Source organism: Rhodococcus sp. APC 3903 (assembly GCF_030407755.1).
Lineage (GTDB): Bacteria > Actinomycetota > Actinomycetes > Mycobacteriales > Mycobacteriaceae > Rhodococcus_F > Rhodococcus_F erythropolis.
Genome location: NZ_JASDCV010000005.1, coordinates 168,452 through 184,904 on the forward strand (window position 1 = coordinate 168,452; position 16,453 = coordinate 184,904).

The window sequence follows — 16,453 nt, forward strand, 5'->3', positions numbered from 1 at the left end:
GGGGCCGCGCATGTCGCCACGCCGAACTAAACTTCACGGTCATGAGTTCTCCCAGCGCAACCCTCACCGTGTGGGCAGCGTCATGGCTCGCGGGCGACGCTGCGCCGGACGACGTCATCGACGCCCTTGCCGCGTGGGCGCCGATGCACCTGATCGGCGCCGCCGATGCGGAAACCGCGGTCCGCCACGATCTCGAGTGGCCGGGAGTCACGGCTTCGGGTGTGTCCACCCTGTTGAGAATCGCCCGCTCGGAGGCTGCTGAAGTCCGCCTGGTCCTTCCTACGGCCGGCGATGTACGTGGCCTGCCCACTGGCACCGAGTTCGCACGCGCTGCGATCGCAACGGGTGAAGGGATACAGATCGGCGCCGTCGGCAAGCCGGGAGTCGGCCTCGTGCCGTCGCAGGAAGGTCCGGACGTCTTGCGGTGGACGGTTTTCTCCATTCCCGCTGTGGCGGGCAGCGCCGAATCGATCGGACTCCGTGAAGCCGAATACGAACTGCGCCAGGCTGTTCGGGACGCAGCGGAGGTGCTCGGCGGGCTTCCGGCCGTAGCCACCGGAATGCCTGGGGGCGACGCTCGTACGCTGGTCGCCGAAGCGCTGCAGGCCCAGGCCGGGTACCGCTGGCCGTCGACACTGTCACCTCGGCATCTACAGGTGATCGACACCGCCGACAACGTGGCAGCCATTCTTACCGTCGCTGCGTCGGTCTCGACCAATCAGGCCCCGAGCGTGTCCACTGCGCAGAGGCGTGACGACCTGCTGCGACGACTGTGGGACGTCGTTCGCACTGCCCGTGTCGCGTCGGCGAACAGCGTGTCGATCAGAGCTTGAGCACGAAGTTCCGGCGTTTCTCGGCAAACCCGTTGCGGTCACCGAACATGTCGATCTTCATCTCTTCGAGCTCACGCTCCTCGTAGGGCTCCACCGGATCACGTTCCAGTCGAAGACGTTTGCGCTCCAGCATCGATTCCATCCGATCTCCTTCGAGCAAGTCGGTGGCGACCTCGAGCAACCACGCCTCGAACAGATCCGGCCGTCTGGGGCCGATCGCGTCGACAAGTCCGATGTCCAAGGCTCGACGGATACCGATCGCACTGCACTCGGCCAGCAGGCTGCGGGCCTGCTCCTCGCCGACCCGAGCCGGAAATGTGTACGTGTGCAGTTCCGAGCCGAACAGGCCCATCGTGGCGTAATGAGGATTGAGAACCACACCGTCCCTGGCCACGACTACGTCGGCTCCAAGCGGGAGCATGACCCCGCCGGCACCGGCGTTGCCTGTGAATGCCGCCACCACAACCTGTTCCGTACAGGTGACGATCGCTTTCGCGATCTCGTTGATGGCTTTGATGTTGGCCCACGCTTCTCCGGCTTGATCCGACGCTGCCTCGATGACGTTGAGGTGGATACCGTTGCTGAATCTGTCGTAGTCACCCGTCAGGACAAGGATCTTGGTGTCCTGCGCGATCGCCCAGCGGAGCCTGGCGGCCAGTCGGGCGCATTGCTTCGTACTCATAGCACCGTTGTAGAAGCGGAACGAGAGATATCCGATTTCGCCGTCGCGGTGATAGTCGGTCTCGGGGTAACGACTCTCCCAGACCTGTGGAACGAACACGTCCGGACGTACGACCGCGGTCGACGGAAGTTTGACATTGCCGGCGCCGACGAGCCGCGCATGTCCGATCCATACGGAGCCCGCACCGGTGGCGACACGTATCGCCTGGTGGAAGTACTCGACAATTGTGCCGGGCGCTGCATCGACGTGGGTATCGGGGTGAGCGTCGTAGACGTAGACCCGGTCGAGCCCCAACTGAACGGCGACGCCGGGAAACCCGTCGGCGGCGTTGACGGCGCGGACGATGCTCGACGCGTCTTCCTCCCAGCTGAAAACGCGATCGGCCTGTTTCATGCTGGGCCTCGATCGGGCCGATGCCACGGGCCGCGCAACTCGGTCCGATGGGATCGCCTTGAAGTCAGGAGTACGGAAATGTTCGACGACCTCCGTAATGCACTCCATCGCCGCGTCGGTGACTGCCTCGTTGTATACCGAAGATTTGGTTACACCGCTCTGGAGTTCGAATGTCCGCCACGCCCACACCGCTCCGGCATCGAGTTCCTCGGCGGCCTGCAACGCGGTCACTCCCCAGATCGGTTCGCCATCCGTTATCGCCCAGTCCAGCGACGACGGTCCGCGATCACCGGGCGGGCCGGGATGGATGATGATCGTTGTCCACCGCTGCCAAATAGATTCCGGTACATAGGCTTTCAGAAACGGGCAGATGATGAGATCAAAATCTCCCGCAGACGTCGCGGCCAGCACTGCGTCCGCGTCGGCGACGACGGCGGTGCGGACTTGGTGCCCCGCCTCGCGAAGAACAAGACCAGCCCGCTGCGAGAGACCATTGTCGGAGGTGACGAGAAGAAGCACGCTCAACGGTGGCGCGGAAGCCGCGCGTGGGCGTGAGCGCCGGAACAGCGCCGCCGTCGCCGCTCGCAGACGACCCCTGCCCGTTGCATCTTCGCGTAGCTTCGTCGTTGCTCCAGCGCTGGAAATAGCCACAGAAGTCGTGAGTGCGGCCGATTTGGGCATCGGTCTAACTTCGGGGGTCGAAACCATGGATTCCTGCTCGCATGCTCGGGTATCTGCAGCGCAGACCGAACTCCCCCCAGAGCAGGACCGACGCACCGATAGATTGATTGAGGTATTTAGGGACTTTATACCTACCGTCGGTTTGTTTCAATAGCTATTTTCAGGCAAACCGATTGATCGGTCAACCCGCAGTCTTGTGATTGATCGCGATATGGCGGTCGATGCGAATATGTTCGTCCAGCGTCGGGTAGCGCAAACCGGTGTCCTGGCCGTACCCCTGACGGCGCAACCAATCCAGGACATCGCCCCAGAACCAGATCCCCCCGGCGACCGAGTTGTACGGAATCGGAAAGGGAGTGGCCGCCTGCCGGACCCCTCGCACCCATTGTCCGACAGCCTGCCTCGTCACTCCCGCACGGTCGGCAATGTCCTGACGTGACACCAAATCGGGATGCGTCCGCTGGGGACGCACGCCTGCAGCCACCAACTGGTCGACCACGGTGATAGCCGTCGTCGCCGCTCGCATACCTTCCGAGGTGAGCGTCAGCAACTGCAGTCCACGCCGGTCCTCGACCTTTCCGCCCAAGCTCTCTTCGATCGCCTGCTCTTGCGAGACTGTCAGCATCTGAACGATGAATGTGAATTCGTAACGGTGATAGAGGTCTTCGGCCACGCAATGAACATAGCCGTAAGCTGCACTGTTTCCACATGGACACACCCGGATCCCGCCCTCGCACGCACAATGGGCAGATGATCGACGTGGACGACAGTCAGTTCGAGGACATGGTCAAGCGGGCGCTCGACAGTCTGCCCCCGAAGTTGGGTGCGGAGATGGCCAACGTCGCGGTGACCGTTCAACTCGAAGGGGGACGACCGGGGTTGCTCGGGTTGTATCAGGGCATCCCACTGACCAAGAGAACCACCACGTACGCCGGCGTCCTCCCCGACCGCATCACGATCTACCGCAGGGCCATCTGTGCGATCTGCAGCACCGAAGACGAGGTGATCGAGCAAGTTCGCCGAACCGTGATCCACGAAATCGGCCACCACTTCGGGATCGGAGATCCCCGGTTGCGTGAACTCGGATGGTGACAACCGACTCATCTACAAGTCGGAAATCAGCTAGAGGTTGATAATCGGCGAATTGTCATGTCAGCTGTACCAAACCCGCAACAATTGAACACTTACAGGAGTTCGCATGGTCAATTTGATCCAGATCGCCCCGAAGAATGCCCCGACGTTTGCGATGAGCCGACAGAAGGCCGCCGAACTGCTGGGCATCTCGGTCGACAGCGTTGCGTTTCTCCTCAAGTCTCGCTATCTCCCGGATCTGGACGCCGGCCGGTTGATCTCGATGGCCAACCAACCCTGGTTGTACTCGGACGGCGACTTTCCCGTGCTGCAGCAAGGTGCATCCGAACTAGCACCGAAGAAGATGCTCCCCGCCCGTAAGTACATCGGCGAGAGCGCAATTCACTCCGACGCCGAATGCGTGGAAGCCAACCAGGGGCAGTGGGCGGGATTCAACGTCGACCATGTGCTCGGCGCCCGCTTCCTGCCTGTGACGCTGCGCAAGTTTCCGGTGTCGGTGCTGCAGATCCACGACGTCAACGACGATGACGAAGAACGAGTGTCATTTGTAGCGACCCTCGCCGGGCGAGTCCGCGAACTGGGGGCGCCCAAGCTCAACTTCATCGACCCGTCACTGAGCCCCGAGGATCGACAGATCGTCGAGACGCTCCTCACCTCACGCAGCACGTCCACCGTTCCGGGACCCTGCGGAAAGCTGAAGCAGCCGAACTCCTGAGCGTCGGAAAGCTTCCGTCAGCGGGGGCGCTGAACGGCCGCGCAGCAGTTCACCGCACACGAGAGACCGTTGGTGGTCGAGCCGAGCAGCGGCTCGACCCCCAATCGCAGTGGCTGCTCGGCGTCGGCCAGTTCCCGAACGAGCGTGGGCACCAGATGCGCAAAACGCTGATCGCGGCCGGGTGTCGCTGCGCGCACGAAATCCATACCGAGTTCGGCCGCCTTGTCCTTGGCCTCGGTGTCCAGGTCCCACACCACTTCGAGGTGATCGGAGACGAAACCGACAGGACACACGATCACGGCGCGAACGTCCTTGGCGGACAGCGTATCCAGGTGATCACAGATGTCGGGGTCGAGCCACGGAACCTGCGGCGGGCCTGATCGCGACTGCCACACCAGATCAAAATCTTCGACGCCGACGGCCTCGGCAACCAACTTCGCAGCCTCGGCAACCTGTCGGCTGTAGAGGTTTCCGCCCTCTGCCGGCGGCCCTGCATTGCGGTCTGCGGCACTCGGGACCGAATGCGCCGTGAACACCAGGCGCGCGGTATCGCGAGTCGCTTCGGGCAACTCTGCGCGGGCCGCGCGCACACCGTCGGCGAACGCGCCGACGACGAGCGGATGGTCGTAGTACTGGCGAAGTTTTGTCAGCGTCGGTGCGCCGTCACCGACGGCTTCACGGGCACGGACGATGTCCTCGTGGTACTGCCGACACCCCGAGTAACCGCCCCACGCCGACGTGGCGAACACGGCGGCATTGCGGACACCGTCCTCGCGCATCTTGGCGACGGTGTCTTCGACCATCGGGTGCCAGTTGCGGTTGCCGAAGTACACGGGCAGGTCCACGCCGGCTGCTGCCAACTCACCTTCGACCCGTTCGATCAGGTCTCGGTTGAGCGCGTTGATGGGCGAAACTCCACCGAAATGCATGTAGTGCTCGACAACGGCGTCGAGCCGCTCCGGTGGCACTCCCCTACCGCGCGTGACGTTTTCGAGGAACGGTCGCACGTCTTCGGGTTTTTCGGGACCGCCGAACGACAAAACGAGAAGAGCATCGAACTGCATGTCCATACTTGCGGTCATGAGTTCAATCTTGCGTGATGCCGTTCGGCGGGGGTCACCCGGGTACTCACCTGTGTAGTAGAAGGGGTGCTACTAGCCGACCATCGCGTGGAAGCCGCCGTCGACGTAGATGATCGACGCGGTCGTGCCGGGCAACCAATCCGAGAGAACGGTGCAGACCGTTTTGGCGACCGGCTCGCGATCGTCGACGTCCCAGCCGATGGGCGCAGCACCGTCCCATGCGGTGTTCAGCTTGTCCAACTCCGCGCCCGGACCGGTGCTGTCGCCGGCAATGGCCTTGGCGGCCAGGGTCTTGATCGGGCCGGAGGACACCAGGTTCGAGCGGATGCCGCGGACGCCCACCTCTTTGGCCACGTAACGGTTGACGGCCTCGAGGGTTGCCTTGGAGACACCCATCCAGTTGTAGAAGGGCATTGCGCGTGCCGGATCGAAGTCCATTCCGACGATGGACGCGTTGTCGTTGAGCACCGGCAGCAAGGCCTTGGCCAGTGCGCTGTACGAGTATGCGGACACCTCGAGTGCGACCGCCACGTCTTCCCACGGCGCGTCCATGAACGGGCTTCCCAGGCAGGAGCGGGGAGCGAAGCCGATCGAGTGGACCACGCCGTCGATACCCTCGGGAGCCAGCTCGCGCACACGCTCGGCGAGAGATGCGAGATCCTCCGAGCTCTGGACGTTGAGCGAGATTGCCGGCGGCACGGGCTGCGGCAGTCGCTGGGCGATGCGATCGATGAGGCGCAGACGATCGAATCCGGTGATCAGCACCTTCGCACCCTGCTCCTGCGCGACCTTGGCCACGTGGAACGCGATCGACGAATCGGTGATGATGCCGGTGACAAGAATGGTCTTACCCTCGAGCAAACCGCCCATGAGATGTCCTCCTGATTTCAGACGTACGAGAAAGGTGTGTGTGCGAAAAGCGGGTCAGTGCCCCATGCCGAGTCCGCCGTCGACGGGGATGACTGCACCCGAGACGTATGCCGAATCGTCGGAGGCGAGGAAACTGACAACTGCTGCAACATCTTCCGGCTTTCCGGTCCGCTGCAACGGGATGAACTCGGTGGCCTTGTCCTTCACGTCGTCGCCCAGTGCTGCCGTCATGTCGGTCTCGATGAAACCCGGTGCGACGACGTTGGCGGTGATCGAACGCGAGCCGAGTTCCCTTGTCAGGGAACGAGCGATACCGACGATGCCTGCCTTGGACGCGGCGTAGTTGACCTGGCCGGCTTGTCCCGCCAGACCCACCACCGAACCGAGGAAGATGAAGCGTCCGAAACGCGCGCGCAGCATCGACCGGGTCGCACGCTTCGAGAGGCGGAACGTACCGGTGAGGTTCGCGTCGACGACGCTCGTGAACTGCTCTTCGCTCATTCGCATGATCAGTGTGTCGTCGGTGACGCCGGCATTGGCGACGATGACCTCGACCGGCCCCTGGTGCGCTTCGACCTCTTTGAATGCACGGTCGATCGACTCGGTGTCGGTGACGTCGCAAACGACGCCGAACAACCCTTCGGGGACACCGGAACCGCGGTGCGTGACGGCTACCTTGTGGCCGTCTGCGGCGAGCCGCTGAGCGACGGCCAAGCCGATTCCGCGGTTACCGCCGGTGACGAGCACCGAGCGCGGTGTGGTGACGGTCCGTTCGGAAACCACTGTCGTGGGAGGGGTAGACATGGCGATCAACCTATCAATTCTCTGCGGGCCGCGTACCAGCGGTATTTGGACAATTCGGAACTGCTCTCGATCAGGGCAGACGCTGCCTGCGTACCAGGGCAATCGTCAGACCAGCGGTCGCGAACACGACGCCGAGGACCAACCACGGTCGACTCGCATCGCCTCGTGTCGTCTCGAAACCGATCTGCTCTTCGAGCGTGTCGTACACCTGGCGCAGTTCTTCGAGGCTCGATGCCGTGAAGAAACTTCCGCCGGACAGGTTGGCGATCTCCTTCAGCGACGCATCGTCGACCGGGACGGGGATTCGGTCTCCTTCGATCTCGACTCGCCCGTATGTCGTTCCGAAGGAAATGGTCGAGATCGGAACGCCCTTGTCCTTGGCCTGACGGGCAGCGGTGAATCCGCCCCTCGGATCGTCCGAGTTCTCGGGAACGGTCTGCTTACCGTCGGACAGCAACACGATGCGCGCCGGTGGCGCCTGATCGCTGCCGCCGAGAACAGCCGACAGCGTGTCGATCGACTGCAACGAGGTGAAGATCGCTTCGCCCGTCGCCGTTCGCTCACTGAGCTTGAGGTTGTCGATGGCGACCTTCGTCGCGTCACGATTCGTGGTGGGCGACACCAGAACCGAAGCGGTTCCGGCAAATGCGACCAACCCGAGGTTGATGCCGGGAGTCAGACCGTCGGCGAACGACTTCGCAGCTTCCTGCGCTGCTGCCAATCGCGTCGGCTCGACGTCGGTGGCCTGCATCGACAGCGACACGTCGATCACGAGGATCACCGTGGCACGGTTTCGCGGGACCTTCTTGTCTGCCGTCGGACCGGCAAGGGCGACGGTGAAGAACACCAATGCGACGACCATCAGAATCGCCGGAATATGACGCCACCGCCCGGGCCGCGAAGGCGCCACCTTCTCCAACAGTGCGAAGTTCGTGAACCGAAGTGTGTGCTTGGCTCGCTGCTTCTGTACGAGTACGTAACCGACCACCAACGCGGCAATGACAGCGAGGAACAGCAGCCACCACGGTGCGGTGAATTGAGAAAGACTCACGAACGAACGCCCCCAGTTCCGGCGCCGGCACCATAACTGTGGCGGCGTGCCGAGATGAATCTCACGACGTCGGCGATCCAGTCCCGATCGGTGTGCAGGGACATGAGCGGTGCGCCACAACGACGTAGAGCTTGCCTGACCTCGACGCGGTGCTCGGCGGCGACTCTGGCGAAGTCGGCGCGCAGTTGCGGCGTCGTGGTGAATTCTCTGGTCCGGCCGGACTCGGGATCGTGGAGCACAACGTCGCCGACGTCCGGAAGTTCGAGGTCGCGCGGATCTACCACCTCGACGCCGAGCACGTCGTGACGTCCCGAAATGGCGCGCAGCGAGCGTTCCCAGTCGATCGGCCCGAGGAAGTCGCTGATGACGACCGCGAGTCCGCGCCGACGCTGTGGCCGTCTGAGCGCTTCGATCGCGCCGACCAGATCACCGCGTACCCCGTCCGGAGCGTGCGGAGTCGTCGCGATCTTGCGGAGCATCGCCTGTGCGTGAATGCGCCCACCGCGGGCCGGAATTCGAGTTGTCTGGGCGCCCGTCGAGATGATGGCGCCGACGCGGTTACCGCCCGAACTGGTCAGGTGAGTGATCGCCGCGGCTGCGGCGACAACCAGGTCGCGCTTCTCGCATCCAGCGGTCCCGAAGTCGAGACTTGCAGACAGGTCGATGACAAGCCACGTCTCGAGCTCACGATCCGCGACCGACTGGCGCACGTGTGGGTGCGTCGTCCGCGCGGTCACGGACCAATCCATCTGCCGCACGTCGTCGCCCGGCTGATACTCGCGGGCGTCACCCGGTTCGGAACCCGGGCCGGGAATCAGGCCGAGGTGATCGCCGTGCAGCACACCGTCGAGGCGACGACGAACCGTCAGCTCGAGGGTGCGCAGCGCAGCGGTGAGTTTGGGATCGCTGAGCTCGCCGGATCGGAACGACGGCGGAGAACCGGTGGTTCCGGCGGGTGTCGCCTGGCCACCGTCGCGGCCTTCGGTCACTGCGGGCGACTCATCGTCTCAGCGGTCACGATCGGCGCGCCGTTTCCCTGTGGATTGACTGCGGTGCCCTGTGCGTTGAACTGAGGTGCCTGCGGTGCGCCCTGCTGAGGCGGACCGGGAACGGTGGGAACCGGCCGCGCGGCGATCTGCGGCAGTCCGACGGTCTGCAGCACCCTGGCGATGACCGCGTCGGGAGTCACCTCGTCGGCCATGGCGTCGTAGGAGAGAACGAGGCGGTGGCGCAACACGTCCGGGATCACCTCGATGACGTCCTGCGGCACGACGTAGTCGCGGCCGCGGACCAGAGCGAGAGCCCGCGACGCGGCGATGATGCCGAGCGTCGCGCGGGGTGAGGCGCCGTACGCGATCCAGCCCGCGACGTCCTCGAGTCCGACCTCACGCGGCGTACGCGTAGCGGCGATGACCCGGACAACGTAGTCGACGAGCGCGTGGTGGACGAAGACGTTGCTGGCGACGCGTTGGAGCCTGACCAACTCCTCCGGACCGAGGATCTGGTGCGGCTCCGGGGCTGCCACACCCATCCGGTAGACGATTTCGCGTTCTTCCTCGACAGTCGGGTAGTCGACGAGGATCTTGAACAGGAAGCGGTCGCGCTGCGCCTCGGGGAGCGGATAGACACCCTCGTTCTCGATGGGGTTCTGCGTCGCCATCACCAGGAACGGATCGGGCATGTGGTACCGCTTGCCACCGATCGAGACGTGGCGTTCTGCCATCACCTCGAGGAGCGCGGACTGCACCTTGGCCGGGGCACGGTTGATCTCGTCGGCCAACACGAAGTTGGCGACGACGGGTCCGAGTTCGGTGTCGAACTCCTCGCGGCCCTGACGGTAGATGCGCGTGCCGATGAGGTCGGTTGGCACCAGGTCGGGGGTGAACTGGACGCGGGAGAACGAACCGCCGACGACCTTCGCGAAAGTCTCGACGGCCAGCGTCTTGGCGACACCGGGTACGCCTTCGAGGAGGACGTGACCCTTGGCGAGAAGTCCGACGAGAATGCGCTCGACAAGCCGGTCCTGCCCGACGATGACTCGCTTGACCTCGTAGATCGCTCGTTCCAAGGTCTGAACGTCGGCTGCCAGGGAAGGTGCTGCTCCGTCCGCACTTCCGCTCGCCTTGCTTACGTCGACCGTTCCGACCGAATCTTCACGTGAGGTCACCAAGAATCCATCGCTTTCACCTAGAAAAGTACCGACAGTAACGTGTTCCCCGTCAACTATTCCAGGTAGTTGCGCTCGATGCCGTAACACCACGTCGGGAACTTGATAGTTCCCTGACAATGCGGGTGTCAGCGGCATTTCCTCTGACGGTCAGGACACCAGTCGGACGGCGTACGGCGTCATTCCGCCCCAGCGAACCGGGGAGACCATGACACTCGAACCGGATTGTGGTGCCTCGAGCATCTGCCCGTTACCGAGGTAGAGCGCCACGTGCTGGCTGGCGTTGGGGCCGTAGAAGATCATGTCGCCGCGTTTCATCTCCGAAGACGGAACCTGCGTGCCCGCGGTGTACTGATAGCCGGTGTAGTGCGGCAGCGAGATTCCGATGCCGGCGAAGGCGTAGATCATCAAGCCCGAGCAGTCGAACCCGACTTTGTTGAAGTCGCCGTAACTGTCGGCGACGCCGCCGTCACGGATGCCTCGCGTCGGACCGTTTTCGTCGCCGCCGCCCCAGGCGTACTGCACGCCGAGCTGAGACATTCCGCGGTCGATGACGGATTCGATTGCAGCGCTTCCGGTAACGGAAGGCTTCGGCGTGCTGGGCTTCGGCGTCGTCGGCTTGGGGGTGGTGGGCTTGGGCGTCGTGACCGTTTCCTCTTCGGTACCGGTCTCTTCGTCCGTGCCTGTTTCCTCGTCGGTCCCGGTTTCCTCGTCAGTCCAGGTGTCGTCGTCGTCCGGGATGACGGTCGGAGTCGGGTCTTCCACAGCGGTGTGCGGACGCTGAGCCGCTGCCAGTGCTGCAGCTCGATCCTTGGCGGCCTGGTCGGCAGCTGCGCGGGCAGCAGCCTGTGCGGCAGCTTCCTTGGCGGCAGCTTCGAGAGCCTTCTGATGAGCTTCCTCGGCGCGACGCTGCTCGTCCCACGTCGCATACGCCTGGCGTTGGCCCTGCAAACCTGCGACTGCATTGCGGGCGGCGTCGAGCTGAGCCTGAGCGGAGTTCCGCTCGGCTTCGATCGCGGCCTTCTTGGCAACCTGCTGATCGAGAGCGTTGCGCGCGATCTGAATCGCCTGCTCGGCCAGATCCTTCAGTTGTGCCGCGACCTCGGCGGCGGCGTCGGCCTGCTGCTTTGCCTGGCGGGTCGCGGAGTCCTTGTTCGCCTGCTCGGTACGTGCTCGTTGGAGACCGTCAAGCACTGCGCTCTGCGTATTGGCGAGCAGTTTGAGGACCTGCGCGCGGTCGAGGACGTCGCCCGGGCCCTTGGCGTCGAGGAACGACGAGATGGACGCGGTGTTGGTGCCCTTGACGTAGCTCGAGCGTGCGTACTTGTCGAAGTCCGTCTGAGCGACCTCGATCTGCGCCGACGCGTCCTTAAGAGCTTGTTTGGTGACGCCGACGGCCTGCGCTGCGGTGTCTGCGGCGCCGCGAGCGTTCTGCAGATCCACGAGCGTCTTGTTGACGTCTTCACGCTTGATCGCAACTTCGTTGTCGAGTGCCGACAACTGTTCGTTGGCCGATGCGACTTGATTGATGAGCGCGCTGACGGTGCCGACGCTCGACGAGACCTGCGAATCGGCCGCAGCGATGTCCGAGTCACTCGGATTCGGCGGCGGCGGTGGTACGGCCGAGGACATGGCGGGCGTACCGACGATCAGGGACCCGACAATGCCGAATCCGATGACCAGTTGCGCCAGGCGCATCGACTTACGGGAAGGACCACGACGGGACTCGCCGCCACGTGTTACTTGCCTCACAAATAACTCTCCCTCGCGTGTAACGCCACGGCCCGCTGGGTCGCCGATCCGTGCGGGGAGGGAATGCGCAGACCAAGCACCGGTCGCCCACAGCCCGAGAGCTGCTCGTCGACCTGGACGTGCCGTACGAACGCCACCGTCGACACCTCGAGAACAAGGCAACCGACAAGTACGCGTCGAACAACATCAGCCTGTCTGCGACACTTCTTCCCCAAAAAGTGCCAGTTGTACCGTACGACACTCAAGCGTTCTTTGGAAACTTTAGCCACAAATAACACAAACGGTATTTGAGCTGGTCGAATGGCATGCAGGTACCAAAAAGGGCAGGTACTCACCGCAAACAGCGGTGAGTACCTGTTTTCGACGAGTTACTGAAAATCTCGCAAAGGACCAAGGTCAGACGGAATCGGCCCGGTGGTCGGAAGATGTCGCCGTTTCTGAAGTCGAAGCGATATGTCTGGTTTGCGCGTTTTCCGGCTCTCGCCGCCACTTGACGGCAAAGGTAATTCCGGCAATAACCGCAACCAGTGCGATCACAAGGACCGTGTAAAGCGTCCACGGCGGACCCGGCGCCACGATCTCGTGCGAGAAGCGGTCCGCGGTCACGCTCGCGCTTTCTCCGAAAGATCGGTCCTGCGCGGTTTCGAGCTGCACACGACTGATCGAGTCGCTGTAGCTACCCATCCAGTCTGGGCTCAGAACGAGAACCGTGCCGCCTTCGGTTTTGCCGACCGTCGTGGCCAGGTCGCGAAGATCGGACGGCCGGCCCGGATTTGCGTCGACCACTACGACGCTCAAGTCGACACCACGTTCACGGGCGTCGGTCACCACCGCAGTCAGCCCCACAACATCGGACTCCGGGGCGGAGACGCCGTCCGTCGAAAGGTCCGCGAGCACGTCGTCGAGATCGACATCCGACGGAACAGCGACGTGCAACGGGGACTTCACGTGCACAGGCGCAAAAGCGTGATTGGTAGGAGCAGACATCTCTCATCCGGGTGCTGTTCGGATTCCGTCCACCGCTGAGATGCGGGGAGTTCTTCCGAGGTCGTTTTTCGGCGGCCGACCCGCGACGGGCCTGCATGCAGCCTACTTCAGGTCGACTGCCACCAGGCGTCACACGCAACCGCCGCGCGTGCCGCCCGAGCGGTAACTGTGGGTGTGGTCACCCAGCCAAGCCTGCGTTGCGCAGGCCCGCAGTCTGCATGAAGATTGTTTCGGTCAACTTGCCCTGAATTCTCACAGGACAAGCGTACTGTTAGACTTGGACCAAGAGGTACCACCGGTCAGGACAGGTTCTACTGCAGCTCCGATGTTCGGACAGTTCTCACGCGAACTGTGCGATTGGCGTGAGCTACGGAGGGTCTTCCCGGCCGAAGTACCTCGCTTCAGCTGCCGACACAGCCCCGTCGGTAGCGACCCTCATAGACGAGTGGAGCAGACGTGAGCACCAGTATCGATTCATTCGGAGCCAAGGGAACCCTCGAGGTCGGTGAGAACTCTTACGAGATCTTCCGCCTCTCGGCCGTCCCCGGCACCGAGAAATTGCCCTATTCCTTGAAGGTTCTCGCCGAGAACCTTCTCCGCACCGAAGACGGTGCCAACATCACCGCGGATCACATCCGCGCAATCGCGAGCTGGGATCCCTCAGCCGAGCCGAGCATCGAAATCCAGTTCACGCCTGCCCGCGTGATCATGCAGGACTTCACCGGTGTTCCTTGCATCGTCGACCTCGCCACCATGCGTGAGGCCGTCACCACCCTCGGCGGCGACCCGAACAAGGTCAACCCGCTCTCCCCCGCCGACATGGTCATCGACCACTCGGTCATCCTCGACGTCTTCGGCCAGGCCGACGCACTCGAGCGCAACGTCGACCTCGAATACGAGCGCAACGGCGAGCGTTACCAGTTCCTCCGTTGGGGCCAGGGCGCATTCGACGACTTCAAGGTCGTCCCCCCGGGAATGGGCATCGTTCACCAGGTCAACATCGAATACCTGGCGCCCACCGTCATGTCCCGTAACGGACAGGCATACCCCGACACCTGTGTCGGCACCGACTCGCACACCACGATGGTCAACGGCCTCGGCGTGCTCGGCTGGGGCGTCGGCGGCATCGAGGCCGAGGCAGCAATGCTCGGCCAGCCCGTCTCCATGCTGATCCCCCGCGTTGTCGGCTTCAAGCTCTCCGGTGAGATCAAGCCCGGCGTCACCGCAACCGACGTCGTGCTCACCGCCACCGAGATGCTCCGTAAGCACGGCGTCGTCGGCAAGTTCGTCGAGTTCTACGGCAACGGTGTTGCCGAGGTTCCGCTCGCGAACCGCGCAACGCTGGGCAACATGAGCCCCGAATTCGGTTCCACCGCAGCGATCTTCCCGATCGACGCCGAGACCATCGAGTACCTGCGCCTCACCGGCCGCAGCGACGAGCAGCTCGCTCTCGTCGAGGCGTACGCCAAGGAACAGGGCCTGTGGCACAACCCTGACAAGGAACCCGTCTTCTCGGAGTACATCGAGCTGGATCTGGGAACCGTTGTTCCCTCGATCGCCGGCCCGAAGCGCCCGCAGGACCGAATCCTGTTGTCGGAGTCCAAGACTGCGTTCCGCAAGGACATCCACAACTACGTGGAAGAGAACTACCCGACCGAGCACACCCAGCTCGACGAGGCCGTCGAGGAGTCCTTCCCGGCTTCCGATCCCGCGGTTCTGTCGTTTGCCGACGACGGAGCGGTCGACGTTCTCTCTGCTGCCAACGGTGCAGAAGGCCGTCCGAGCAAGCCGGTCGTCGTCAAGTCCGACGCCGGTGAGTTCGTTCTCGACCACGGCGCCGTCGTTGTTGCAGGTATCACCTCCTGCACCAACACGTCCAACCCGTCGGTCATGCTCGGTGCTGCACTGCTCGCACGCAACGCCGTCGAAAAGGGCCTCGCCACCAAGCCGTGGGTCAAGACCAACATGGCTCCCGGTTCGCAGGTCGTCACCGATTACTACGAGAAGGCCGGCCTGTGGCCGTACCTCGAGAAGCTCGGTTACTACCTCGGCGGTTACGGCTGCACCACGTGCATCGGTAACACCGGACCCCTGCCCGAGGCAGTCTCGAAGGCCATCAACGACAACGACCTCTCGGTCACCGCGGTGCTCTCGGGTAACCGTAACTTCGAGGGACGTATCTCCCCCGACGTCAAGATGAATTACCTGGCTTCCCCGCCGCTCGTGATTGCATACGGCCTCGCCGGAACCATGGACTTCGACTTCGAGACCGATTCGCTCGGTAACGACACCGACGGAAACCCCGTCTACCTCAAGGACATCTGGCCGTCCACGCAGGAAATCGAAGAGACGATCAAGTCCTCGATCGACCAGGACATGTTCCGCAAGTCGTACGCAACCATCTTTGCGGGCGACAGCCGCTGGCAGAACCTCGAAACCCCGAAGGGTGACACCTTCGAGTGGGACGTGAACTCCACCTACGTGCGGAAGCCACCTTACTTCGACGGCATGACGATGGATCCGGCTCCGGTCAAGGACATCAAGGGCGCTCGCGTCCTCGCACTGCTCGGCGACTCGGTCACCACCGACCACATCAGCCCGGCAGGTCCGATCAAGGTCGGTACCCCCGCTGCTCAGTACCTCGACTCCCACGGCGTCGAGCGTGCGGATTACAACTCGCTCGGCTCGCGTCGCGGTAACCACGAGGTCATGATTCGCGGAACGTTCGCGAACATCCGTCTGCGCAACCAGCTCCTCGACGACGTCTCCGGTGGTTACACCCGCGACTTCACGCAGGAAGGCGCACCGCAGGCATTCATCTACGACGCGTCGCAGAACTACCAGGCAGCCGGCATCCCGCTGGTCGTCCTGGGCGGCAAGGAGTACGGCTCCGGATCCTCGCGTGACTGGGCAGCCAAGGGCACCAGCCTGCTCGGCGTCAAGGCCGTCATCACCGAGTCGTTCGAGCGCATCCACCGCTCCAACCTCATCGGCATGGGCGTTGTCCCGCTGCAGTTCCCGGTCGGCGAGTCCGCAGGTTCGCTCAAGCTCGACGGCACCGAGACCTTCGACATCGAAGGCGTCGAGAAGCTCAACGAGGGCGTCACCCCGAAGACCATGAAGGTCACGGCGACGCGCGAGAACGGCGAGAAGGTCGTGTTCGACGCAGTCGTACGCATCGATACCCCCGGCGAAGCGGATTACTACCGCAACGGTGGCATCCTGCAGTACGTGCTTCGCAACATGATCCGGGGCTAGTAGGCACTACGTGCCTGTGAGCACTTTCGGCCCCTGACGGGTCACAAAGCGCTCACGACCACTTTCGCCGGAAGGCGAACCATGTT

14 protein-coding genes are annotated in these 16,453 nt (G+C 63.3%); 4 read left to right on the forward strand and 10 right to left on the reverse strand.

Features of this window, described 5'->3' with window-relative positions; genetic code table 11:
- Positions 1 to 41 precede the first annotated feature (41 nt).
- On the forward strand, positions 42 to 833 hold the full coding sequence (locus QMA15_RS09160; RefSeq protein WP_020969612.1) for a hypothetical protein: 792 nt from the start codon (positions 42 to 44) through the stop codon (positions 831 to 833).
- Here the strand turns inward: QMA15_RS09160 and QMA15_RS09165 are convergent.
- Entirely contained in the window at positions 823 to 2,589 is a 1,767-nt protein-coding gene (locus QMA15_RS09165; protein ID WP_228118218.1) for an enoyl-CoA hydratase-related protein, read from the reverse strand. The genes QMA15_RS09160 and QMA15_RS09165 overlap by 11 nt on opposite strands.
- A gap of 181 nt (positions 2,590 to 2,770) precedes the next feature.
- A complete protein-coding gene (locus tag QMA15_RS09170) occupies positions 2,771 to 3,262 on the reverse strand; it encodes a hypothetical protein (protein WP_021332996.1) in 492 nt (163 codons plus the stop codon).
- Between the two features lie 77 nt (positions 3,263 to 3,339).
- On the opposite strand from QMA15_RS09170, the gene QMA15_RS09175 reads away from it, so the two are divergent.
- Both QMA15_RS09175 and QMA15_RS09180 read left to right on the forward strand, forming a co-directional pair.
- Positions 3,340 to 3,681, forward strand: a complete 342-nt coding sequence (locus QMA15_RS09175) for a metallopeptidase family protein (protein WP_003944783.1) — start codon at positions 3,340 to 3,342, stop codon at positions 3,679 to 3,681.
- Positions 3,682 to 3,787: 106 nt separating this feature from the next.
- Entirely contained in the window at positions 3,788 to 4,396 is a 609-nt protein-coding gene (locus QMA15_RS09180; protein ID WP_019748428.1) for a hypothetical protein, read from the forward strand.
- A 17-nt stretch (positions 4,397 to 4,413) separates the two neighbouring features.
- Here QMA15_RS09180 and QMA15_RS09185 read toward each other — a convergent pair whose 3' ends face one another.
- From QMA15_RS09185 to QMA15_RS09220, 8 genes are all read right to left on the reverse strand, one after another.
- Positions 4,414 to 5,478: a ferrochelatase gene (locus QMA15_RS09185; protein ID WP_279163905.1), complete on the reverse strand. Its 1,065-nt coding sequence runs from the start codon at positions 5,476 to 5,478 to the stop codon at positions 4,414 to 4,416.
- Between the two features lie 72 nt (positions 5,479 to 5,550).
- Positions 5,551 to 6,348, reverse strand: coding sequence for an NADH-dependent enoyl-ACP reductase InhA (inhA, locus tag QMA15_RS09190; RefSeq protein ID WP_003944803.1), 798 nt, complete (start codon positions 6,346 to 6,348; stop codon positions 5,551 to 5,553).
- 54 nt (positions 6,349 to 6,402) lie between these two features.
- The gene (gene fabG1 / locus QMA15_RS09195; RefSeq protein WP_007727875.1) at positions 6,403 to 7,152 is read right to left on the reverse strand and encodes a 3-oxoacyl-ACP reductase FabG1; all 750 of its coding nucleotides are present in this window, start codon (positions 7,150 to 7,152) and stop codon (positions 6,403 to 6,405) included.
- Between the two features lie 70 nt (positions 7,153 to 7,222).
- The gene (locus QMA15_RS09200) at positions 7,223 to 8,203 is read right to left on the reverse strand and encodes a VWA domain-containing protein (RefSeq protein WP_019748426.1); all 981 of its coding nucleotides are present in this window, start codon (positions 8,201 to 8,203) and stop codon (positions 7,223 to 7,225) included.
- A complete protein-coding gene (locus QMA15_RS09205; RefSeq protein ID WP_020969608.1) occupies positions 8,200 to 9,192 on the reverse strand; it encodes a DUF58 domain-containing protein in 993 nt (330 codons plus the stop codon). Before QMA15_RS09205 ends, QMA15_RS09200 begins: the two co-directional genes overlap by 4 nt.
- Entirely contained in the window at positions 9,189 to 10,292 is a 1,104-nt protein-coding gene (locus QMA15_RS09210) for a MoxR family ATPase (protein ID WP_290284201.1), read from the reverse strand. The genes QMA15_RS09205 and QMA15_RS09210 overlap by 4 nt, the downstream gene beginning before the upstream one ends.
- 228 nt (positions 10,293 to 10,520) lie before the next feature.
- Positions 10,521 to 12,068, reverse strand: coding sequence for an NlpC/P60 family protein (locus tag QMA15_RS09215; protein ID WP_030245593.1), 1,548 nt, complete (start codon positions 12,066 to 12,068; stop codon positions 10,521 to 10,523).
- A 450-nt stretch (positions 12,069 to 12,518) separates the two neighbouring features.
- Positions 12,519 to 13,109 carry a DUF6676 family protein gene (locus QMA15_RS09220; protein ID WP_020969605.1) on the reverse strand — a complete coding sequence of 197 codons (591 nt, stop codon included), beginning with the start codon at positions 13,107 to 13,109 and terminating at the stop codon, positions 12,519 to 12,521.
- Positions 13,110 to 13,565: 456 nt separating this feature from the next.
- Between QMA15_RS09220 and acnA the strand changes: the two genes are divergently transcribed.
- The gene (gene acnA / locus QMA15_RS09225) at positions 13,566 to 16,367 is read left to right on the forward strand and encodes an aconitate hydratase AcnA (RefSeq protein WP_019748421.1); all 2,802 of its coding nucleotides are present in this window, start codon (positions 13,566 to 13,568) and stop codon (positions 16,365 to 16,367) included.
- The last annotated feature ends 86 nt before the right edge of the window (positions 16,368 to 16,453 follow it).

Bases quoted from the DNA above. Each gene is read 5' to 3' on its own strand.
- fabG1 (WP_007727875.1), bottom strand. From the start codon at position 7,152: ATGTCTACCCCTCCCACGACAGTGGTTTCCGAACGGACCGTCACCACA.
- QMA15_RS09180 (WP_019748428.1), top strand. From the start codon at position 3,788: ATGGTCAATTTGATCCAGATCGCCCCGAAGAATGCCCCGACGTTTGCG.
- QMA15_RS09185 (WP_279163905.1), bottom strand. From the start codon at position 5,478: ATGACCGCAAGTATGGACATGCAGTTCGATGCTCTTCTCGTTTTGTCG.
- inhA (WP_003944803.1), bottom strand. From the start codon at position 6,348: ATGGGCGGTTTGCTCGAGGGTAAGACCATTCTTGTCACCGGCATCATC.
- QMA15_RS09165 (WP_228118218.1), bottom strand. From the start codon at position 2,589: ATGCCCAAATCGGCCGCACTCACGACTTCTGTGGCTATTTCCAGCGCT.
- QMA15_RS09215 (WP_030245593.1), bottom strand. From the start codon at position 12,068: ATGCGCCTGGCGCAACTGGTCATCGGATTCGGCATTGTCGGGTCCCTG.
- QMA15_RS09175 (WP_003944783.1), top strand. From the start codon at position 3,340: ATGATCGACGTGGACGACAGTCAGTTCGAGGACATGGTCAAGCGGGCG.
- QMA15_RS09160 (WP_020969612.1), top strand. From the start codon at position 42: ATGAGTTCTCCCAGCGCAACCCTCACCGTGTGGGCAGCGTCATGGCTC.
- QMA15_RS09220 (WP_020969605.1), bottom strand. From the start codon at position 13,109: ATGTCTGCTCCTACCAATCACGCTTTTGCGCCTGTGCACGTGAAGTCC.